At 42.1% G+C, this 18,107-nt stretch carries 21 protein-coding genes and 1 riboswitch; of the genes, 14 read left to right on the plus strand and 7 right to left on the minus strand.

What is annotated here, in order from left to right; genetic code table 11:
- The first annotated feature begins 20 nt into the window (after positions 1-20).
- Complete coding sequence (gene gnd, locus M1K46_RS06930; RefSeq protein ID WP_091006763.1) at positions 21-917, plus strand: phosphogluconate dehydrogenase (NAD(+)-dependent, decarboxylating); 897 nt, start codon at positions 21-23, stop codon at positions 915-917.
- A gap of 75 nt (positions 918-992) precedes the next feature.
- Entirely contained in the window at positions 993-1,514 is a 522-nt protein-coding gene (locus M1K46_RS06935) for an acyl-CoA thioesterase (RefSeq protein WP_053354883.1), read from the plus strand.
- A gap of 272 nt (positions 1,515-1,786) precedes the next feature.
- Here the strand turns inward: M1K46_RS06935 and M1K46_RS06940 are convergent, their stop codons facing one another.
- Together M1K46_RS06940 and M1K46_RS06945 are read right to left on the minus strand one after the other, a co-directional pair.
- On the minus strand, positions 1,787-1,993 hold the full coding sequence (locus M1K46_RS06940) for an alpha/beta-type small acid-soluble spore protein (protein ID WP_053354882.1): 207 nt from the start codon (positions 1,991-1,993) through the stop codon (positions 1,787-1,789).
- Between the two features lie 306 nt (positions 1,994-2,299).
- Complete coding sequence (locus M1K46_RS06945) at positions 2,300-2,527, minus strand: hypothetical protein (protein ID WP_053354881.1); 228 nt, start codon at positions 2,525-2,527, stop codon at positions 2,300-2,302.
- Between the two features lie 31 nt (positions 2,528-2,558).
- Between M1K46_RS06945 and yidC the strand changes: the two genes are divergently transcribed.
- The 4 genes from yidC (at position 2,559) to M1K46_RS06965 (ending at position 6,276) form a co-directional block, all read left to right on the plus strand.
- Positions 2,559-3,347, plus strand: a complete 789-nt coding sequence (gene yidC / locus M1K46_RS06950) for a membrane protein insertase YidC (RefSeq protein ID WP_082315963.1) — start codon at positions 2,559-2,561, stop codon at positions 3,345-3,347.
- A gap of 120 nt (positions 3,348-3,467) precedes the next feature.
- On the plus strand, positions 3,468-4,247 hold the full coding sequence (locus M1K46_RS06955) for a Cof-type HAD-IIB family hydrolase (RefSeq protein WP_062231181.1): 780 nt from the start codon (positions 3,468-3,470) through the stop codon (positions 4,245-4,247).
- A 172-nt stretch (positions 4,248-4,419) separates the two neighbouring features.
- Positions 4,420-5,328, plus strand: a complete 909-nt coding sequence (locus M1K46_RS06960; RefSeq protein WP_256225480.1) for an N-acetylmuramoyl-L-alanine amidase — start codon at positions 4,420-4,422, stop codon at positions 5,326-5,328.
- A gap of 81 nt (positions 5,329-5,409) precedes the next feature.
- Complete coding sequence (locus M1K46_RS06965; RefSeq protein WP_062231185.1) at positions 5,410-6,276, plus strand: patatin-like phospholipase family protein; 867 nt, start codon at positions 5,410-5,412, stop codon at positions 6,274-6,276.
- 62 nt (positions 6,277-6,338) lie between these two features.
- Here the strand turns inward: M1K46_RS06965 and M1K46_RS06970 are convergent, their stop codons facing one another.
- The 3 genes from M1K46_RS06970 to M1K46_RS06980 are packed head-to-tail and all read right to left on the minus strand — an operon-like array spanning position 6,339 to position 8,880.
- Positions 6,339-7,301 carry an ABC transporter ATP-binding protein gene (locus tag M1K46_RS06970; protein ID WP_062231187.1) on the minus strand — a complete coding sequence of 321 codons (963 nt, stop codon included), beginning with the start codon at positions 7,299-7,301 and terminating at the stop codon, positions 6,339-6,341.
- 14 nt (positions 7,302-7,315) lie between these two features.
- Positions 7,316-8,098 (minus strand): ABC transporter permease, encoded by a 783-nt coding sequence (locus M1K46_RS06975; protein WP_256225481.1) that lies wholly within the window; start codon positions 8,096-8,098, stop codon positions 7,316-7,318.
- A 2-nt stretch (positions 8,099-8,100) separates the two neighbouring features.
- Positions 8,101-8,880, minus strand: coding sequence for an ABC transporter permease (locus M1K46_RS06980; RefSeq protein ID WP_256225482.1), 780 nt, complete (start codon positions 8,878-8,880; stop codon positions 8,101-8,103).
- A 230-nt stretch (positions 8,881-9,110) separates the two neighbouring features.
- Here M1K46_RS06980 and M1K46_RS06985 point away from each other — a divergent pair, with 230 nt between their 5' ends.
- Positions 9,111-9,311 carry an EAL domain-containing protein gene (locus M1K46_RS06985; RefSeq protein ID WP_256225483.1) on the plus strand — a complete coding sequence of 67 codons (201 nt, stop codon included), beginning with the start codon at positions 9,111-9,113 and terminating at the stop codon, positions 9,309-9,311.
- A gap of 281 nt (positions 9,312-9,592) precedes the next feature.
- A complete protein-coding gene (locus M1K46_RS06990; protein ID WP_256225484.1) occupies positions 9,593-11,653 on the plus strand; it encodes a peptidoglycan D,D-transpeptidase FtsI family protein in 2,061 nt (686 codons plus the stop codon).
- A 122-nt stretch (positions 11,654-11,775) separates the two neighbouring features.
- Here the strand turns inward: M1K46_RS06990 and M1K46_RS06995 are convergent, their stop codons facing one another.
- Positions 11,776-11,889: a YjcZ family sporulation protein gene (locus M1K46_RS06995; RefSeq protein ID WP_309144580.1), complete on the minus strand. Its 114-nt coding sequence runs from the start codon at positions 11,887-11,889 to the stop codon at positions 11,776-11,778.
- A gap of 221 nt (positions 11,890-12,110) precedes the next feature.
- Here M1K46_RS06995 and M1K46_RS07000 point away from each other — a divergent pair, with 221 nt between their 5' ends.
- Positions 12,111-12,203 carry a YjcZ family sporulation protein gene (locus M1K46_RS07000; RefSeq protein WP_091006374.1) on the plus strand — a complete coding sequence of 31 codons (93 nt, stop codon included), beginning with the start codon at positions 12,111-12,113 and terminating at the stop codon, positions 12,201-12,203.
- Positions 12,204-12,326: 123 nt separating this feature from the next.
- Positions 12,327-12,866, plus strand: coding sequence for a copper resistance CopC family protein (locus M1K46_RS07005; protein ID WP_256225485.1), 540 nt, complete (start codon positions 12,327-12,329; stop codon positions 12,864-12,866).
- A gap of 50 nt (positions 12,867-12,916) precedes the next feature.
- On the opposite strand, the gene M1K46_RS07010 is transcribed toward M1K46_RS07005, so the two are convergent.
- Positions 12,917-13,843 carry a metal ABC transporter solute-binding protein, Zn/Mn family gene (locus M1K46_RS07010; RefSeq protein ID WP_091006380.1) on the minus strand — a complete coding sequence of 309 codons (927 nt, stop codon included), beginning with the start codon at positions 13,841-13,843 and terminating at the stop codon, positions 12,917-12,919.
- A 171-nt stretch (positions 13,844-14,014) separates the two neighbouring features.
- Between M1K46_RS07010 and M1K46_RS07015 the strand changes: the two genes are divergently transcribed.
- From M1K46_RS07015 to M1K46_RS07030, 4 genes are all read left to right on the plus strand, one after another.
- Positions 14,015-14,527, plus strand: a complete 513-nt coding sequence (locus M1K46_RS07015; RefSeq protein ID WP_256225486.1) for a MogA/MoaB family molybdenum cofactor biosynthesis protein — start codon at positions 14,015-14,017, stop codon at positions 14,525-14,527.
- 146 nt (positions 14,528-14,673) lie between these two features.
- Positions 14,674-14,877: a Fur-regulated basic protein FbpA gene (locus tag M1K46_RS07020; protein WP_062231203.1), complete on the plus strand. Its 204-nt coding sequence runs from the start codon at positions 14,674-14,676 to the stop codon at positions 14,875-14,877.
- Positions 14,878-15,010: 133 nt separating this feature from the next.
- Positions 15,011-15,433, plus strand: coding sequence for a CBS domain-containing protein (locus M1K46_RS07025; RefSeq protein ID WP_053354868.1), 423 nt, complete (start codon positions 15,011-15,013; stop codon positions 15,431-15,433).
- 50 nt (positions 15,434-15,483) lie between these two features.
- Positions 15,484-15,685, plus strand: a riboswitch (cobalamin riboswitch).
- Positions 15,686-15,856: 171 nt separating this feature from the next.
- On the plus strand, positions 15,857-18,091 hold the full coding sequence (locus tag M1K46_RS07030) for a ribonucleoside-diphosphate reductase subunit alpha (RefSeq protein ID WP_256225834.1): 2,235 nt from the start codon (positions 15,857-15,859) through the stop codon (positions 18,089-18,091).
- Positions 18,092-18,107: the final 16 nt, after the last annotated feature.

Genomic DNA, 18,107 nt, shown 5'->3' on the forward strand with positions numbered 1-18,107 from the left:
ATGAAGAGGATGTGATTCATATGGAAATCGGATTAGTGGGTCTGGGGAAAATGGGTTTTAATATTGCACAGAATATGATTGATCATGATTTTAAGGTGATTGCTTTTGATACCAATAAAGAAACGGTAGATCAAATCTCTTCAAAAGGTGCACTCGGGGTGGAGACACTTGAAGATTTAGCAAAGGGTTTTACTGGACGCCGGGCGATTATTTTATTGGTTCCTGCAGGCCCTGCAGTAGACAGTGTGATCAGTGAACTGGTACCATATCTGGACCAAGGCGACATCATCATTGACGCAGGGAATTCAAAGTATAAAGATACACTTAGACGTTACGAAGAATTAAAAGAAAAAGGAATTCATTTAGTGGACTGCGGAACGAGCGGAGGTACTGAAGGAGCACGCCATGGTGTTTGTGTCATGGTCGGCGGGGATGAAGAAGCCGTGGATTATGTTGCTCCGCTCTATGAAAAGATTTCAATAGAAAACGGTTTTATGAAAACAGGAAAAGCAGGAAGCGGTCATTTCTTAAAAATGGTGCACAATGGAATCGAATACGGAATGATGCAGGCGATCGCGGAGGGGTTTGAAATTCTGGATAAAAGTGATTTTGACTATGATTATGAAGCAGTCGCAAAGGTCTGGAATAATGGCTCCGTAATCCGTTCTTGGCTGATGGAACTAATGGAGAACGCATTTTCCAAACAGCCGAAACTTGAAGATATACGGGGTGTGATGAATTCTTCAGGAGAAGGCATATGGACGATTGAGGCGGCGCTTGACTATCAGGCTACAGCCCCAGTTATTGCGCTGTCTCAGTTTATGAGGTTCAGGTCGCTTGAGGATGACACTTTCCATGGAAAAGTGGTGGCGGCCCTTCGAAACGAGTTCGGCGGACATGCTGTTGTGAAGAAATAGCACATTTTACAAAACCTTTGCCCTATTGCAGAGGTTTTTTTCATATAATGGTACATAGGAGTGTGATATGAAAGCATGAAATTAAATGAGAAATTTGTTCGAGAATCCCGAACAGTAAAATCAAGTGTGGTTCTTCCGCCGGATACGAATAATCATGGAACTTTGTTCGGCGGCAAACTGATGGCATATATTGACGATGTCGCTGCGATATCAGCGATCCGCCATGCACGCTGCAATGTGGTAACTGCCTCAACCGATTCGGTCGATTTTTTGCATCCGATCAGAGTAGGAAATTCAGTCTGTCTGGAATCTTTTGTGACGTGGACGCACAAAACGTCGATGGAGGTTTTTGTAAAAATCACGTCTGAGAATTTATTTACAGGCGAGAGAAAGGTTTGTGCAGTTTCCTTTTTGACGTTTGTCGCGCTGGGTGAAGATGGTAAACCAACGCCAGTGCCAAAAGCTATTCCAGAGTCTGAAGAGGAAAAGTGGCTTCATCAAGGTGCAGAGGAACGGGCTGTCAACCGGAGAAAAAGAAGGGAAAGCAGTAAAAAACTTGCTGAAGAATTCGGCACGCAAAAGCCATGGGAATATTAAAATCTGTTTTGTGAAAGTCTTTTCTTTATAAATCTGGTTTCGTCATGTTATAATAAAGTTACCTTTTTCCAGCCAGGGATACGAGAACCCTGGCTTATTATTTTTAAACTTTCATAGCTGATGATAATAGACCAGTCTGCAAATTGCAGGCTGATTTTTGTATAGATGCAATGCTTGACACCAGCGCTTGTCGGACCTTAGCTTGCCCTTTTCTTGAATGCAAAAAAGAGTGGAGGATTGTCCCACCCTTTTCGCTTTTAGGAGAGTTAAGATTAACGACGGAATCCGCCACCAAGTTGTTGTTCAGCCATTTGTACAAGACGCTTAGTGATTTCACCACCAACAGATCCGTTAGCGCGTGAAGAAGTGTCCGGTCCAAGTTGCACACCAAATTCAGAAGCGATTTCATACTTCATTTGGTCAAGAGCTTGTTGAGCACCAGCTACTACTAGTTCGTTTGAAGAGTTGTTACGTGCCATATGTATCACCTCCTTGTACTACTAGTTTGTATTACCACTTTGAAAATATGCATGAAAAAGAAATTTTTTTTAGAGTCACGTTTCATGCGTATTTCCGTATAGTATCGTATCCCCCTATATTTGATTAGACGCCGTGATGACCTCCCACACGGCGTTTATTTGTGTTTAGACTGTTTCTACCGACACTTGATGTTCACTATCATTTTAGGCCATATGAGAGTATACTGTTATCAAAAGGGGGTGAGTCCGATCGAGCCGATATTTGAACTGCTATGTGAAATGGACGTTATGCTGATTTCATTGGGATTAACACTGGCTCTGCTTGGTATCAGCAGACATATCATAATGCAGTGTCCAGAAACGATAAAGAAAAGCAGCCAGCTGAAGATTTCCGATCAGAACAGAACACTTAAGATACGATTGAATCCAAGTCTGGTCCAAAACTTCTGTTTTATAAGGAATCATATAACACACAGGAAATACCGGAAAGAAGCACCAGATGATAATGACAGCCACTCCTTCTTGTTGAATCACTCAGACGCAAAACCAACAAGGAGGAAATGGAATGAACAGAAAGAAACAACGATCAGGACTTACACGCGGATTACAATTTTTTACGATGATATTAGGAATATGGGTACTTGCAGGCTGCAGCAGAGCACCTGTTAACGCACAGAGCCACGGGGTATGGAGCCATTATTTTGTTTATCCCTTCTCAGAAGTGATTCAGTTTGTGGCCACCTTCTTTAACGGAAATTATGGACTGGCTATCATCTTTTTGACGATTATTATTCGCTGTATTTTATTGCCTTTTACACTTTCCCAGACAAAAAATCAGCAAAAAATGAAAGAGCTTCAGCCGGAAATGAAGCGGATTCGAGAAAAATATAAAAGCAAAGACAGAGAAACTCAAACAAAAATGCAGCAGGAAGTTATGGCCCTTTACCAAAAGCATGGTGTTAACCCGGTGTCTATGGGATGTATGCCCTTGCTGATCCAGATGCCGATTTTGCTGGCATTCTATTATGCGATTATACGGACGAAAGAAATCGCGGCACATAATTTCTTATGGTTTAACCTGGGTACACCCGATCCAACACACATTCTGCCGATTATTGCGGCTATTACCACGTTTATTCAATATAAGATAATCAATAGACAGCTTGAGCAAGTGAATCCCCAGATCCAGATGATGGGCTACATTATGCCGATGATCATCGTTTTTTCTGCCTGGAGGCTTTCTGCAGTACTGCCGATGTACTGGATTGTCGGTAACATCTTCATGACGGTTCAAAGCATTGTGATCAATCGAAAACGGAAAAATATTCAAACGACGGCCAATTCAAATTCTTAATTCGAAAGAACTCTCCATTTTGGAGAGTTCTTCTATTTTACGGTGAAGCGTCTTTGTTGTACTTAGTTGACAGATTAACGGCGAAAATTCATCATAGAAAGAGGATAAGGAGTGATAGATATGAGAGAAAAGATGGTATTTTTTGATATTGATGGAACACTGATCGATGAAAGTACAGGGAGAATTCCGGATTCCACAAAGGAAGCCCTCCATCAGCTTCGAAAGAACGGTGTTCATACCGGAATAGCAACTGGCAGGGCGCCTTTTATGTTTGCACACTTATTGAAGGAACTCGAAATGGACTCGTTTATCAGCTTTAATGGGTCGTATGTTGTTTTCAAGGGAGAAGTCATCTACAAAGCAACACTGGATGTAGAAAGGCTGAAGGAACTTGAAAAGCTTGCTGTCCAATCGGAACATCCTCTTGTTTTCCTGGATCACGCAAAAGCAACGACCAATAATGAATACGCTGATGTGGTATATGAAAGTACGAAACATTTACTAACTGAATATCCTTCGTTCGATGAGACTTACTATCATAGCAATGATGTTTATCAGGCGCTTCTTTTTTGTGATGAAGAGTTTGAGCAGCCGTACAGAAATGATTATAAAGGAACCTTTGATTTTATCCGCTGGCATCACCACGCGATCGATGTAATGCCGTTTGGAGGTTCTAAAGCAAAAGGGATTGAAGAACTTCTGAAACGCACAACGATAAAAAGAGAAGATACGTTTTCTTTCGGTGATGCCTTAAATGATATCGAAATGCTTCAATCATCAGGTATGGGGATTGCGATGGGCAACGGAAGGCCTGAAGCGAAAAAAGCAGCCCATTATGTTACGAAACCAGTTGGTGAAGATGGGATTTGGCACGGTTTAAAACATGCAGGCCTAATATAGAATGTGAGGCGGACAGAGCTTTTTAGAGCTTGTCCGCTTTCTTGTCATAAAAAAAGGAAATTGGGCAGCCTGTAGGAACCTTTGTGTCATTCTGGCAGAGAGAAGGTTTCATTAATAGGCTGTAGAATTATTCTCCATATCATTTTAAAAAATGAATGGGGCTGAAGAAACTGTGAAAAAAGTACAGATCGGTATTGTCATGCTGATGTGCATCAGCCAAACACTGAGTCCACCGGCACTTCAAGCGAGCACAGATGCAGAAGCATTTGTCGCTGCTGATCATTTGAACGTCAGGAAAATTGATTCCATCTCTGCTCCAGTGATTGGGTCCGTAAGAGGAGGGGAAATACTGTCAGTCCTTTCCGAAAGAAATGGGTGGGCGCATATTGAATTTCACGGTAAAACAGGATGGGTGTCCGCTGTTTATTTAAAAAAGAGAGGAATTGGAAATAGAGAGAAGCATGACGAAGCAGGAATATGGAATGTCGTAGCGAATCGTTCATTTAGCACACAAGAAGCTTACCGGAGTGGTAGCCTTAATGGTAAGCGGATTGTAATTGACCCGGGTCACGGCGGTGTTGACAGGGGAGCAAAAGGGGCGTTCCATTCTACTCTGGAATCAGAACTGACGCTTCGCACAGGTTTGCTTGCAGCAGAAAAACTGCGAGCGGCTGGAGCCATTGTTACGATGACCAGGATGAATAATGATTATTTTTCATTGGCGAACAGAGTGTTCCAAAGCGAGTCTGTGTTTGCGGATGCTTTTATCAGTATTCATTATAATTCATCTCTTCGCCCGGATGTGAGCGGGTTATCTACTTTTTATAATAAATCAGGAGATCAAGAACTTGCTCAATCCATTCAGGCGGAAATATTAAACGGTGGAACAAACCTGAAGGACAGAGGGGCGAAATTCGGAGATTATTATGTAATAAGGGAGAACCAGCGTCCCGCAGCCCTAATTGAATTAGGATTTCTATCGAACCGGCAAGACGAGCTGCAGGCAGAAACACAAGACTTTCAGGAGAATGCGGTAAGCGGAATCGTAAATGGGCTGGAAAATTATTTTAATCAAAGATAGCCAAAGTGCAGAGCATTTTATTGGCCTTTTGAAAAAATATTACATATAGTGAACTATTATAGAGAAAAGAGGTATCACAGCATGAAAGGAACGGGTCTTGTCCTGGAAGGCGGGGGAATGAGGGGCGTTTATACAGCAGGAGTGCTTGATTATTTTATGGACAAGGAATTGTATTTTCCTTATGTCATTGGCGTTTCTGCCGGGGCCTGCAATGCCACCTCCTATCTTTCAAGGCAAAGAGGGAGAAACCGGGTTGTTAATATCGATTTTGTACGACATCCAGAGTACATTTCTTATAAAAATCTATTGTTGAAACGCAAAGGGCTTTTCGGGATGGACTTGATTTTTGATGAAATTCCTAAGAAACATGTCCCTTTTGATTTTGAAACGTTTGAACGTGCGACAGAACGTTTCGTGATCGGAACGACTGACAGTGAGACAGGACTGCCGGTTTATTTTGAAAAGGCGGATCATCAAGAGCATATTCTTACCGTTCTTCGAGCTTCCGCATCTTTACCGTTTATGGCACCTGTCATCGAGTACCATGGAAAAAAACTGCTGGATGGCGGAGTGGCTGACCCTATTCCAGTCAAAAAGGCAAAAGCAGACGGAAACAAAAGGAACGTCATTGTTTTAACACAGAATGAAGGCTACAGAAAACGTAAAACAAAAATGGAATGGCTGGCGAGAAGGGTATACCAATCACAGCCGGGGATGTCTGATGTTTTGCTGAACCGTTATAAACATTACAATGAAACATTGGATTATATTGAAGAACTTGAGAAGAAAAATGAAGTATTTGTCATCAGGCCAAAGCAGAAGCTGGATGTAGGAAGAGCAGAACGCAATCCTGTAAAGCTCCACGCCCTATATGAACGGGGAATTGAAGATGCGATGAACGTCTATGAACAGCTGGAAGAATGGCTTCTTTTGGAAAAGACACATTAAGGCACAAAAACGGATAGACGGATGAGAGACAAGCAGTCTCACATCCGTCTTTTGTGTTTGCATTAGTAAATGTTCTGAATCACTTCTTCTATATCCGGTTCTTTCATCTGTATGTCGAGTGGAGTGCCCCACTTTGAGATCTCCTGCAATAGAGCAGGTGAAGAAATTTTAGAGCGATCATACAAGACGGTACATTCACGGCCGTTACTTTCTGTCCTCTCAATACCATAAACCACTTGCAGTTCAGGTGGTTGTTCATACGTGACGGTAAGAATACTGGGAAGACCAATATGATTACGCAGTTCCTCCAAAGATCCATCCAATACCATCCTTCCCTGGTTAATGACAATGACCCTGCTGCATAACTGTTCAATGTCGTCCATGTCGTGTGTGGTAAGGACGACGGTTTTATTTTCCGATTTATTCATTTCCTGCAGGAACTCCCGGATTTTATGCTTAGCTACAACATCAAGGCCGATGGTTGGCTCATCTAAGAACAAGACAGGCGGGTTGTGGATCATTGCCGCCGCAAGGTCTGCACGCATCCTCTGACCGAGGGATAATTTTCTGACTGGAGTCTGAAGAAATTGGCTGATATCAAGGATATCATCATAGTGTTTCAAGAATCTTTGATAATGGCGGTCTTCTATTTTGTACATGTGTTTCAAAATATCAAACGAGTCTATAACAGGAAGATCCCACCAAAGCTGTGTCCGCTGGCCAAAAACAATGCCAATATTTTGAGCAAGCATTTTTCGGTTCTTTTGCGGATTGATCCCAAGAACTTTTGCCTCTCCTGACGATGGATGGAGAATTCCGGAAAGCATCTTGATCGTTGTTGATTTACCTGCACCGTTTGGGCCAATATATCCTACAAATTCACCTTCGTCTATTTTAAAAGAGATAGAATCTACGGCGTTCTTTTCCTCGTATTCCCCGGAAAACAGCGAAAGCATGGAACCGAGCATGCCTTTTTTTGATTTGTATATTTTAAAGCTCTTTCTTAATTGATGTGCTTCAATCATCGTTCAATTCCTCCTCAGGTACCAGTGCTATGATAAAATTTGATGCCGTAATGCCAAAATTTCAAAGAGGCACAAAAGAATAAGCCAGCCACGGCAGCTGGAAGCAGCAGAAAGTACAGGTTGCCTCCTTTATGTAAAAGATAAAGCATAGGTACATAGTTCATAAATGCCACCGGTATCACCGTGAAAAAGATGATCTTTAACCAGCCGGGATAAATGTTCATCGGGTAGTTTGCGGCATTAAAAGGTGCATAGAGAGTAAACGTCTGAAAATCTTTTATCCGCTGTGTCCAGAACGCAATTGTCGCCGTAAACAGAGCGAGAGAAAATGAAATGAGCCATCCGCAGACAAGGATGACGGGAAGATAAGCGATAAGAAATACGAGTTGCTGCTCCTTGGAAAGTCCGTACAGGGAGAGGCAAAGAATAAGCAGACCCTGCAGAACACCTCCAATCCGGCTGAGGTCGAGATTTTTTGAAAGGAGCAGAACGAGAGGAGAGACTGGCCGAATCAAGAGATTGTCAAATTCCCCTTCTATCATATATTTCTCAAATTCGTGGATTTCAGGAGCCATCGTTCTGTACAAAGAAAGTGAAATCGATGAAATCGCGTAGAGAACACCCACCTCATAAATATTCCAGCCTTTAATCTGATCAAAACGGTTCAAAATTGCGGCTATAAGGACAAAGTCAATCATCATGATCACGCCATAGGAGACCATAGAGAAGATGAAATTCATTTTGTACTGCATTCTTGAACGGATGCTGGCGCTGATGAGTTTTATGTATAATTTCATACTCAGCCTCCTTGAATTTCAATCTTTTGCCGGGCAAGGAATGTGATCCACTGATTCAGCAGCAGCAGGAAGAGCAGCCAGCCACCCTGAATAAGGAGAACCGAGCTGTTGGCTTTTTCAAGATAGATCATCACGGGATAATAAACCACACCTGCAAATGGCAGCCATCCAGCAAATTGTGACAATGGTCCAGGCAAAAAAGTTAATGGCACCATCTGGCCCCCAAGGGAGAACATCAGGGTCAGGTTAATAAAGTGAGCCCATGAAATTTCAGTTGTCCAGCAGGATGATATTCCAATCAAATAAAATATATTTAATGAAATACCGACAGCTAAGATGACAGAAAGGAAGGTATATACGTAGACCGGAAAGTGTTCTGGGGTGTAAAATCCGACGGTAAAGGTGAAAATCAAGCCGATCGGAAGACTTCTAAAGAGGGCGTTATACCCTATCCTTCCAGCCTCCTGGCTCGTTATGTAGAAAAAATAGTTCGTGGGTCTTGCAAATTCAAACGAGATTGCACCGTTTCTTACGCCTGCCTGAATCCCGAGACCAGCTGTTAAAAATACGGTCATCCACAGAATGCATTGGCTCGCCCCCATATAATAGGTCATGTCCATGATACTGTATGGACTTTTTTGTTCTTTTCCAGCCAGTACTCCTGTCCATATGGCGATGTAAACAAAGCCGAAGATTGCTGAAGCGGCATTATTAATAAGGTGGGACAGGCGGTATTGCATATTGCGTGAAAAACTTTTCTTGAAAAGAAGCCAGTATACCATCTCAATCCTCCTTTTTATGGTTTTTTGGCACAGGATTTTTAATATAGCAAATAATGTGAATGGAAGCAATAAGGTAAATTATCTAGTAATTTAATTGGTGGAAATTATAGAGCAATTCCTTCTTTGATTCACAATATGAAAAAAATTTTCGATTTATCTAAAAATACGTTTTTTTGAAAGGCTGGGATTAGTATCAGTGGTTGTGATCAATCGTTGAGTCAGAGGAAATTATGAGTGAACAGCAAAAGCAGCTGCTTCAGATTATGGAAACAGCGCGTGACTACCGAATCAAGGTGATCGCAGAAGGGATTGAACGGAAGGAGGTAGCAGAATACTGCGAGGAGATCGGTGTTGATCTTGTTCAAGGATATCTCTTCGGGAAACCAGATCCTCTTCGCATGAAAGGCCCGCTGTTCATTTGCAATAAATAATAGTTGAATAGACTTTGGGGTGGATCGCTGGCGATGATAAGAGCCGGCTGATTTGTGTAACAAATGAAGCGCCCGAAAAGCAGATGGGAAAAAGCTTGCTTTTACCCTTCTGCTTTTCAGAAGGCGGTTCAAGCACATCCCACCAAAACAACAAAATGGACTAACAGAGTTTTTTTTGAAAAAAATTCTAATGAAAAACTTGGAATCTCTTTCAAACTTTAGTAATCTAGTAGGGAAGGTTTTGTAATATAATTGTAATAATCTACTGGAGGGAAAGGGTTATGGAAACTCAAAAGAAAACCAAAAAGAAAAAGAACCACCTTCCTTTTCGCTTAAATATACTATTTGTTGCCGTCTTTCTGCTTTTCTCCGTCCTCATACTGCGTCTCGGTGTTCTTCAAATCGTCAATGGGGAAGAAAAAAGACAGGAATCTGAAGCCATAAAAAAAGAAGAAGCTAAGAAAGAAGCTCCGCGCGGAAAGATCCTTGACCGTAATCAGCGGGTTGTGGTGGACAATCAACCTTATTTTACGCTGACGTATACGAAAACAAGCAGTACAAAAGCAGAAGATACATATAAGGTTGCCAAATGGCTGTCTCAGCATATTCAAGTGGAGAAGAAGAAAATTCCTGAGCGTGATAAAAAAGACTTTTTTATCGTAAAAACAGGAGTGGCTAATCTTATGAAAGAACGACTTACCCCGGCTGAAACAAAAAAACTTAACAATGAAAAAGAATACAAGCTGCTGGTCAGCCGGATCACAAAAAAGGACCTCGATACACTGACAAAAAAAGATCTGCAGATTCTCGCCATCAAACGAGAAATGGATGCCGGCTATGCTTATTCCGCTTCACCAGTAAAGAAAAATTTAACAGATCGTGAAATTTCCATCATTTCTGAAAACCTGGATCAGCTTCCAGGCATTGATATCATGCCGGATGCAGACCGGACGTATCCGTTCGGCGATTCGCTTAAGACCATTTTCGGCCGTGTGAAACAGATGCCGAAAGAACAGCAGGACTATCTTGCAGCGATGAACTACGACCGTACCGATCAGGTTGGAATCAGCGGGCTTGAAGCACAGTATCAGGAAACACTTCGCGGTACGAAAGAAAAAAGCATCTATCTGACGAATCCGAAAACAGGGAAAACGCTCGGAGAACCGAAAGTAATTCCCGGCAAACGCGGAAAAGACCTCGTTTTGACGATCGATATGGAACTTCAGCATAAGATGGAAAAAGTACTTGAAGAAGAAATCAGAAAAGGTCGTGCTGACCGGGGAAATGAAATGATGAGGTCTGCATATATCGTCATGATGAACCCGAAGACAGGGGAAATCTATACAATCGCCGGCAAAAAGATGGACAGCAGCGGAAAGTTTGTGAATGACTCGTACGGAGCTCTATTCGACGCTTACGAGATGGGATCTGCTGTCAAGGGAGCGACCGTTCTCACCGGTCTGCATAAGGGTGCCATCCACATGGGGGAATATATATACGATGCGCCGATCAAAATCGGCAAGACAACAAAGAAATCTCATGCGAACATGGGGAGCATCAATGATTTAACCGCATTAAAGAAATCATCAAACGTTTATATGTTTAATATTGCTATGAGACTTGGAAAATACAGCTATGGCAATAAAAGCTTTTATGGAGATAACCGTTACCTTGGCTATGATGTCATGCGCTATTATTTCAGCCAGTTCGGATTAGGGGTAAAAACTGGCATCGATTTTCCGAATGAATCCACAGGCTATTTCGGAGGTTATCAAGAGCTTGGTAATATGCTCGACATGGCCATTGGACAGTTTGACACCTATACTCCAATTCAGATGGTGCAATATGTTTCAACGATCGCAAACGGGGGATATCGCGTTCAGCCGAGGCTTGTGAAGGAAATACGTGAACCGCAGACGGAAGTACAGCATGAAGGCAAGCTTGTGGAGCGGTTTGAACCGAATATTCTTAATGAAATTGATATGGATAAAAGCTATATCAATCGGGTGCAGCAAGGCTTCTGGGAGGTGTACCACTCTCCGGGCGGAACAGCCGCACAGTATTTTAACAATCCGAAATATCATAATCCGGCAGGGAAAACAGGTACTGCCCAGGTTAAGAAATATGATCACAACGGAAACTTTATTGCGAACAAAGATAACCTGACATTGGTCGGCTATGCCCCTTATGATAATCCGGAAATAGCTTTTGCGATTATTGTACCAGATGCGTCACCGTACAGCGGAACGCAAGCGGTCAACAAGCACATCGGACAGCGGGCTCTGGAGACGTATTGGGCGTTGAAGAAGAAGACCGAGACGGAAGCACAAGCGAAGCAATAAAAAGAAGCACTGAGCGGCGCTCAGTGCTTTAATTATGGGTTTTGGTTACTGGAAAACAATTTGCGTTAATCGTAGTTCATAATGACAAGGAAAAGATCTGCATCTTTTCCTTGTTCAGTGCATTAGCAGAATGCACAAGCACATCCGATGATAATCAAAAGCACGAACAGTACCACGATCAAAGCGAAACCACTTCCGCCTCCTGCGAATCCCATATGTGTTACCTCCTTTGTCATAAACTCCAACATCTCCCTAACACTATATGGCGCTTTGCTTTTTTTGTATGGGACAAATGCGGATAAGCTTGGAAAATAGGCGTATTTTCTCAGGCTCTTTACATCATCAGCAAACATGAAAGTTTTTTAAAAAATAGACTCTTGTACCGTTTCACACAGCCCGGCCGCTTCATATGTTATGGGTGTAGATCGTTAAATATCTCGAAAGAGGAGGTAACAAAATGTCATTTGGATGCGGTGGAAGTGGTTTCGCTCTTATTGTGGTGCTGTTCATTTTGTTAATTATCATAGGCTGTGCTTGTGCATTTTGCTAAGCCCTGATCCGGCATGAATAACAGTAAACAGAAAAGACCCCCTGATGTTTGTGTCTGGGTGGTCTTTTTTTACGTTTTCCAGTAAAGTATATATAGCAATGAGGAAAGTAAAGGAGATGTAACATGAAGAAGTACATATTGATTCTTACCGCTGTTTTTTTTCTTTGTTCTGCGTCAATTGCATCCGCCCATACCGGCCTTGAATCTTCACAGCCGGCAGAAGGTGCTGTGATCAAAGAAAACATAAGCAAGATCACGTTAACTTTTGAATCAAAAATTGAAAATTTAAGCACGATGAAAGTCACTAAGGATGGAAAACCCTTAGATGTAAAAGTGGACGTAAAGAATAACATCATGACAGGCACGGCGCCCTCACCGCTTGAAAACGGGAAGTATAAAGTAAATTACAAAATTATCGGTGCTGATGGCCATATTATCCAAAAAGATTATTCCTTTGCTGTTCAGAAGCCGAAAGAAGAGAAGGCGGTAAAAGCACCTAAAAAAGAAAAAGCAAAAGGTGAAAAGACCCAAAAAGAAGAACAACAGAAAAAAGCTGAAAAGGCGGAATCGAAGTCAAACAATGCAGCAGCCCCGCTGTTTATCGTAGTGCTGCTGATCGTGATTATCGGAGCCGTGCTGTTCATTAAACGAAGAAAATCATAATTAACACATAAAAGCAGGACCATGATTCATTCATTCATGGTCCTGCTTTCTTATCTTAAGGCCTGTTTCAAGACTTGAACGTTTTTTTGCATAAGTGATAAATAATCTTCGTTCGCCTCAGCATCCTTAGGAATAAGGGTCTCTAAGTTTCTTAATTTCAGTGTTTTTGTTCCTGTTTCATGCTCTACAACTCTGGCCAGTTTATCGCTGGCACTGTTTTCAAGAAGAACATAGTGAATATGTTTTGCTTTAACGTGTTTGATCAGGTCTTGCAGCTGTCTTTGTGACGGTTCCTGAGAAGTTGACAGTCCGGAAACTGGAATCTGTTTCAGGCCGTACCGATGTTCCCAGTATCCATAGGCAGCATGAGAAACAATAATCTCCTTATGCGGGCTTTTTTTGATCGTTTGATTGAACGAGGTATCAAGCCTTTCAAGATCCTTCTTAAGTGATAGGTAATTCTTTGTGAAGTCAGCTTTGGCTTTTGGGTTCAGCTTAATTAACGCCTGTTCGATGTTCTTGGCCATTTGGATTGAATAAACCGGATCAAGCCAAATGTGGGGATCTTTATCTCCATGTTCGTCAGGGTCCTCATCACGATGCTCCACTTTTTCCAGTGTGAGGCCCTTGGCTGCTTTTATGGATTCAACCCCTTCGTTTTTTACCGTTTCATTTACTTTATCAGCAAATCCTTCGATTCCTGTACCGTTATAGATGAATGCATCACTGTCTGATATTTTGATCATGTCTTTCGTAGACGGTTCAAAAGAATGAGCATCGGTGCCTGGAGGGATTACATTTGATACAGAAACATGCTTTCCGCCGATCCTTTTCGTAAAGTATTCCAGGGGATAAAGTGTTGTAGTTATGGTAAGCTTATGAGGGCTATTTAATTTATGTTTAGTGCCATTCGCGCAGCCAGATAGTATCAGTGATCCTATGATCATAAACGTCAAGGCCGCATAGTGTCTTTTCATATGAGTGCTCCTTCCAAATGCATCAAAAATAATTCATCTTATTATAACGGAAACATTACGTTTTGCAAAGCGTATTTGTTCCGATTTATTTTTGAGCATGCAAAAGGATAGACTTCTGGCCATGAATAAAGGATAATACATCCATTACAACCTTTGGGAAAGGGGAAGCAAATGAGTGTAGAAGATCATAAAAGACAGGCTCCTTCTTCTGTCTGCTGCAAAATTATTACTGTGAGTGATACGAGAACAGAAGAAACCGATCGCAGCGGCACTCTTATAAAAGAGCAGTTAACGCTGAACGGCCATACAGTGGGAGACTATGTAATTGTAAAAGATGAGCGAGGGGAAATCGAATCTGCTGTCTTGGCTGGGTGTGAAGCAAGTGATATCCAGGCTATTTTAATTAATGGCGGGACCGGCATTGCTGCCAGGGATGTTACCATTGAAACGCTAAAACCATTGTTTACAAAGGAAATTACAGGTTTTGGCGAGCTTTTCAGGGTGTTAAGTTATACCGAGGATATTGGATCTGCAGCCATTCTGAGCAGAGCAGCGGCAGGAGTTGTTGGCTCCACAGCGGTTTTTGCAATGCCCGGATCTACAGGAGCGGCAGCTTTAGCCATGAAAAAGCTGATTCTCCCCGAGGTCTCTCATGTCATTCGGGAAATCAATAAAGATTTATAAAGAAGAAAAACAAGTCAGATCTTCCGTTTAGTGGTCATAAATGTATACTCTATCCAATAAATTTCAGTAAAGAGCCATGAATGCTGAAACTATTTAATTGGATCCACGTATACTATACTATGAAAACGCTTTAACGGGAGGAAATGATGGGCGGATTATTGCGGAAAGCCGTTGAAGAGAGGAAGAATTTCCTTATTCAGATGTTAAAGAAAAACGGGATAAGCAAAGAAGTGGAAGCAGAGCTTTCCACATGGCCATTGACTGAATTGGAAGAAGAATATAAAAGCTGGCTTTTTCAGCAAAATTATGGGGTGGACCCTGGCAAAAAAAGTTTAAATAAAACACAGTGAGGAAATAGACAATAGAACATATGTGTCCTTCTTAGGGCTTTTTTTGTGTGATGGCTTATTACTGCTCATCTATTTTATTTTTTGTTATAGTAGAAAAGAACGGCTGCATTTTATGGTTAAAGGAGATCACAGCATGAACATAGCTTTTTATCTATTGCCTAAAGAAGAGGTTAAATATTTGAATCCTGAATCGACCATCAGGCAGGCATTGGAGAAGCTTTCTTATCACAAATATACATCTGTTCCCCTTGTTTCAGAGGAAGGGCAGTATGTCGGTACGCTCACAGAAGGGGATCTGCTTTGGAAATTGAAAGAAGCGTTCGACCTTGGCTTCTACGATGTGGTGAAAACAAAACTGAAGGATGTTCCACAGCGTGTGAACAACATCTCAGTATCAATCAATTCAAATATGGAAGATTTAATTACGTTGGCAACTGACCAGAACTTTATTCCGGTGACTGACGACGACGGGCATTTTATTGGGATTATCCGCCGCCGGGACATCATTAAGTACTGCGCAAATACAATATGGAATAACAAAATAAATGAAAACTAGGTGTTGACAAATACTATATTTAGTGTGAAAGTAAATGTATTAAACTAAATATAGTATTTGAAACAAGAGGTGTCTTGTAAGACTTAATAGGGAATCCGGTAAAACAATCCGGAGCTGTCCCCGCAACTGTCATGTGGACGAAATGAGAATCCACTGTGTAAGAAACGCGCACGATCGTGTGGCTTTTACATGGGAAGGCTCAGAGTAGGAGGAAGCATTAGCCAGTAGACCTGCCTTTTTGTTTCACGATTTTGATTCTTCGGGGATTGAGAAGCAAAAACGGCACACTTTACTGCTATTTTTGATTCTTATAACTCGTGTCGTTTTTTTAGGCTCATCCACTGGATGGGCCTTTTTATTTTGCGGATTTTTAGAGGAGGAGATTTGACTTTGGTTATAGCAGGCGGAACAGATCATCTTGTTATGAATTGGCTGGATGAAATTCTATTGGGCTTTCCCCAGCTTGATAAAAAGGAAGAGTATACAGTACAGGTAGGCTATTATGCTGATAAAAGCAATTCTCAAACAGAAGCGATGAATATGGCTATTTTGCATGCACTTGAAAGAATTTCAATGCATGAGCCGGATTGGACCTTCGTCGCAGGAAGAATTCATCTTAAAAAAATCTACTCGGATGCAGTAAAAAACAGGGGGAGCCAAGGAGTTCATGGATATGGCCACTTCTATGGATTAATTCGTACACTGACAGACAAAGGAATCTATGATAAGAACCTGTTAAGCAGCTATTCACCAGAAGAAATAGATGAGCTTGAAGCGATGATTGTCCCTCAAAGGGATGAACTTTTTACATATATAGGACTTCGTACATTGGCTGACCGTTATCTTGCCAAATCGCATGAAGGCAAAGTGTTTGAATTGCCTCAGGAACGTTTTATGATCATCGCGATGTCCTTGATGTCCAACGAACCTTCAGACCGCCGCATGGAGCTGATTAAAGAAGCGTACTGGGCAATGTCGAACCTGTATATGACCGTGGCAACTCCTACACTTGCCAATGCGGGTAAAAGCTATGGCCAGCTGTCAAGCTGCTTCATCGATACGATGGATGACAGCCTTCGAGGAATCTATGATTCTACAACAGATGCAGCAACGCTCTCGAAAGGCGGAGGCGGGATCTCCGTTTACCTTGGCAAGATCAGAAGCCTTGGTTCAGAAATAAGAGGATTCAAGGGCAATTCATCGGGCATTATTCCATGGGCGAAGCTGTTGAACCAGACAGCGGTCAGTGTCGATCAGCTTGGACAGAGAAAGGGAGCTATCGCCATCTACTACAATGTGTTCGGCAAAGATCTTTTTTCTTTTCTTGACGCCAAGCTGAATAATGGTGACGAACGGCAGCGGGTTCATGATCTGTTTTTGGGCCTCTGCATTCCGGATTTATTTATGGAAAAGGCAGAGTCTAGAGAAGACTGGTATCTGTTTGATCCTTATACGGTAAAAAAAGTGATGGGCTATGAACTGGATGATTTTTTTGATGAAGAACCCGGCAAAGGCAGTTTCCGCGATAAATATGATGAGTGCGTTGCCGCAGCCGAACTAGGGCTTTTGGGTAAAAAAGGTTCAGGAGGCTATGACGTGGTACCAGCCATTGAAATTTTTAAAAGAATCATGAAAAGCCAGCTGGAAACGGGAGTGCCGTATATGTTTTACCGGGACACGGTTAATCGGGCTAACCCGAATAAGCATGCCGGAATGGTCTACTGCAGCAATCTTTGCACGGAAATTGCCCAGAACGGATCAGCGACTACAGTCGAAGAGGAAGTAACACAGGACGGTAAAATCTTGATCACAAAGAAACCTGGAGATTATGTGACTTGCAACTTAAGCTCTATTTCGCTTGCAAAAGCAGTAAAGGATGATGTGCTTGAGAGATTGATCCCAATCCAAATCCGCATGCTAGATAATGTCATTGATATGAACCAGGAGCGAATAGAAGTGAAACAAGCGGTGCTTACCAATAAGAAGTACAGGGCGATCGGATTGGGTACATTTGGGCTGCATCACTTGCTGGCAGTGGAAGGAATACGCTGGGAATCAGAAGAAGCCGTAGCTTATAATGACTGTCTTTATGAAAAAATCAGCTATTTAAGCATCAGAGCCAGCCATGAACTGGCGAAGGAAAAAGGCGCGTATCCAGCCTTTAAAGGATCTGACTGGGAAACCGGTGTTTATTTTGAAGACAGGAACTATGTGTCTGAAGAGTGGACTATATTAAAAGAACAGGTTCATCAGACTGGCCTGCGGAATGCATGGCTTATGGCGGTTGCTCCGAATGCGACGACCAGTTTAATTGCGAACTCCACAGCATCCGTCGATCCTATTTTTAAAAAAGAGTACTCTGAGGAGAAGAAGGATTTTAGGATCCCGGTGACGGCTCCAGATCTTACCCCTCAGACAAGCTGGTATTATAAATCGGCATACGAGCTGGATCAGCATTGGAGCATCAGACAGAACGCCGTCAGACAGAAGCATGTAGACCAGTCCATCTCGTTTAACTTTTATGTCAAAAATACGATTAAAGCGAAGGAACTTCTCGATCTTCACATGACGGCATGGAAATCAGGTCTCAAAACAACGTATTATACGAGGTCTACATCTATTGCAGAATTGGAAGACTGTGAAAGCTGTTCCAGCTAAGAAGGGAGTTATTTTA

The sequence above is a fragment of the Fictibacillus sp. WQ 8-8 genome (genome assembly GCF_024494405.1).
Taxonomy (GTDB): Bacteria; Bacillota; Bacilli; order Bacillales; family Fictibacillaceae; genus Fictibacillus_C; species Fictibacillus_C marinisediminis.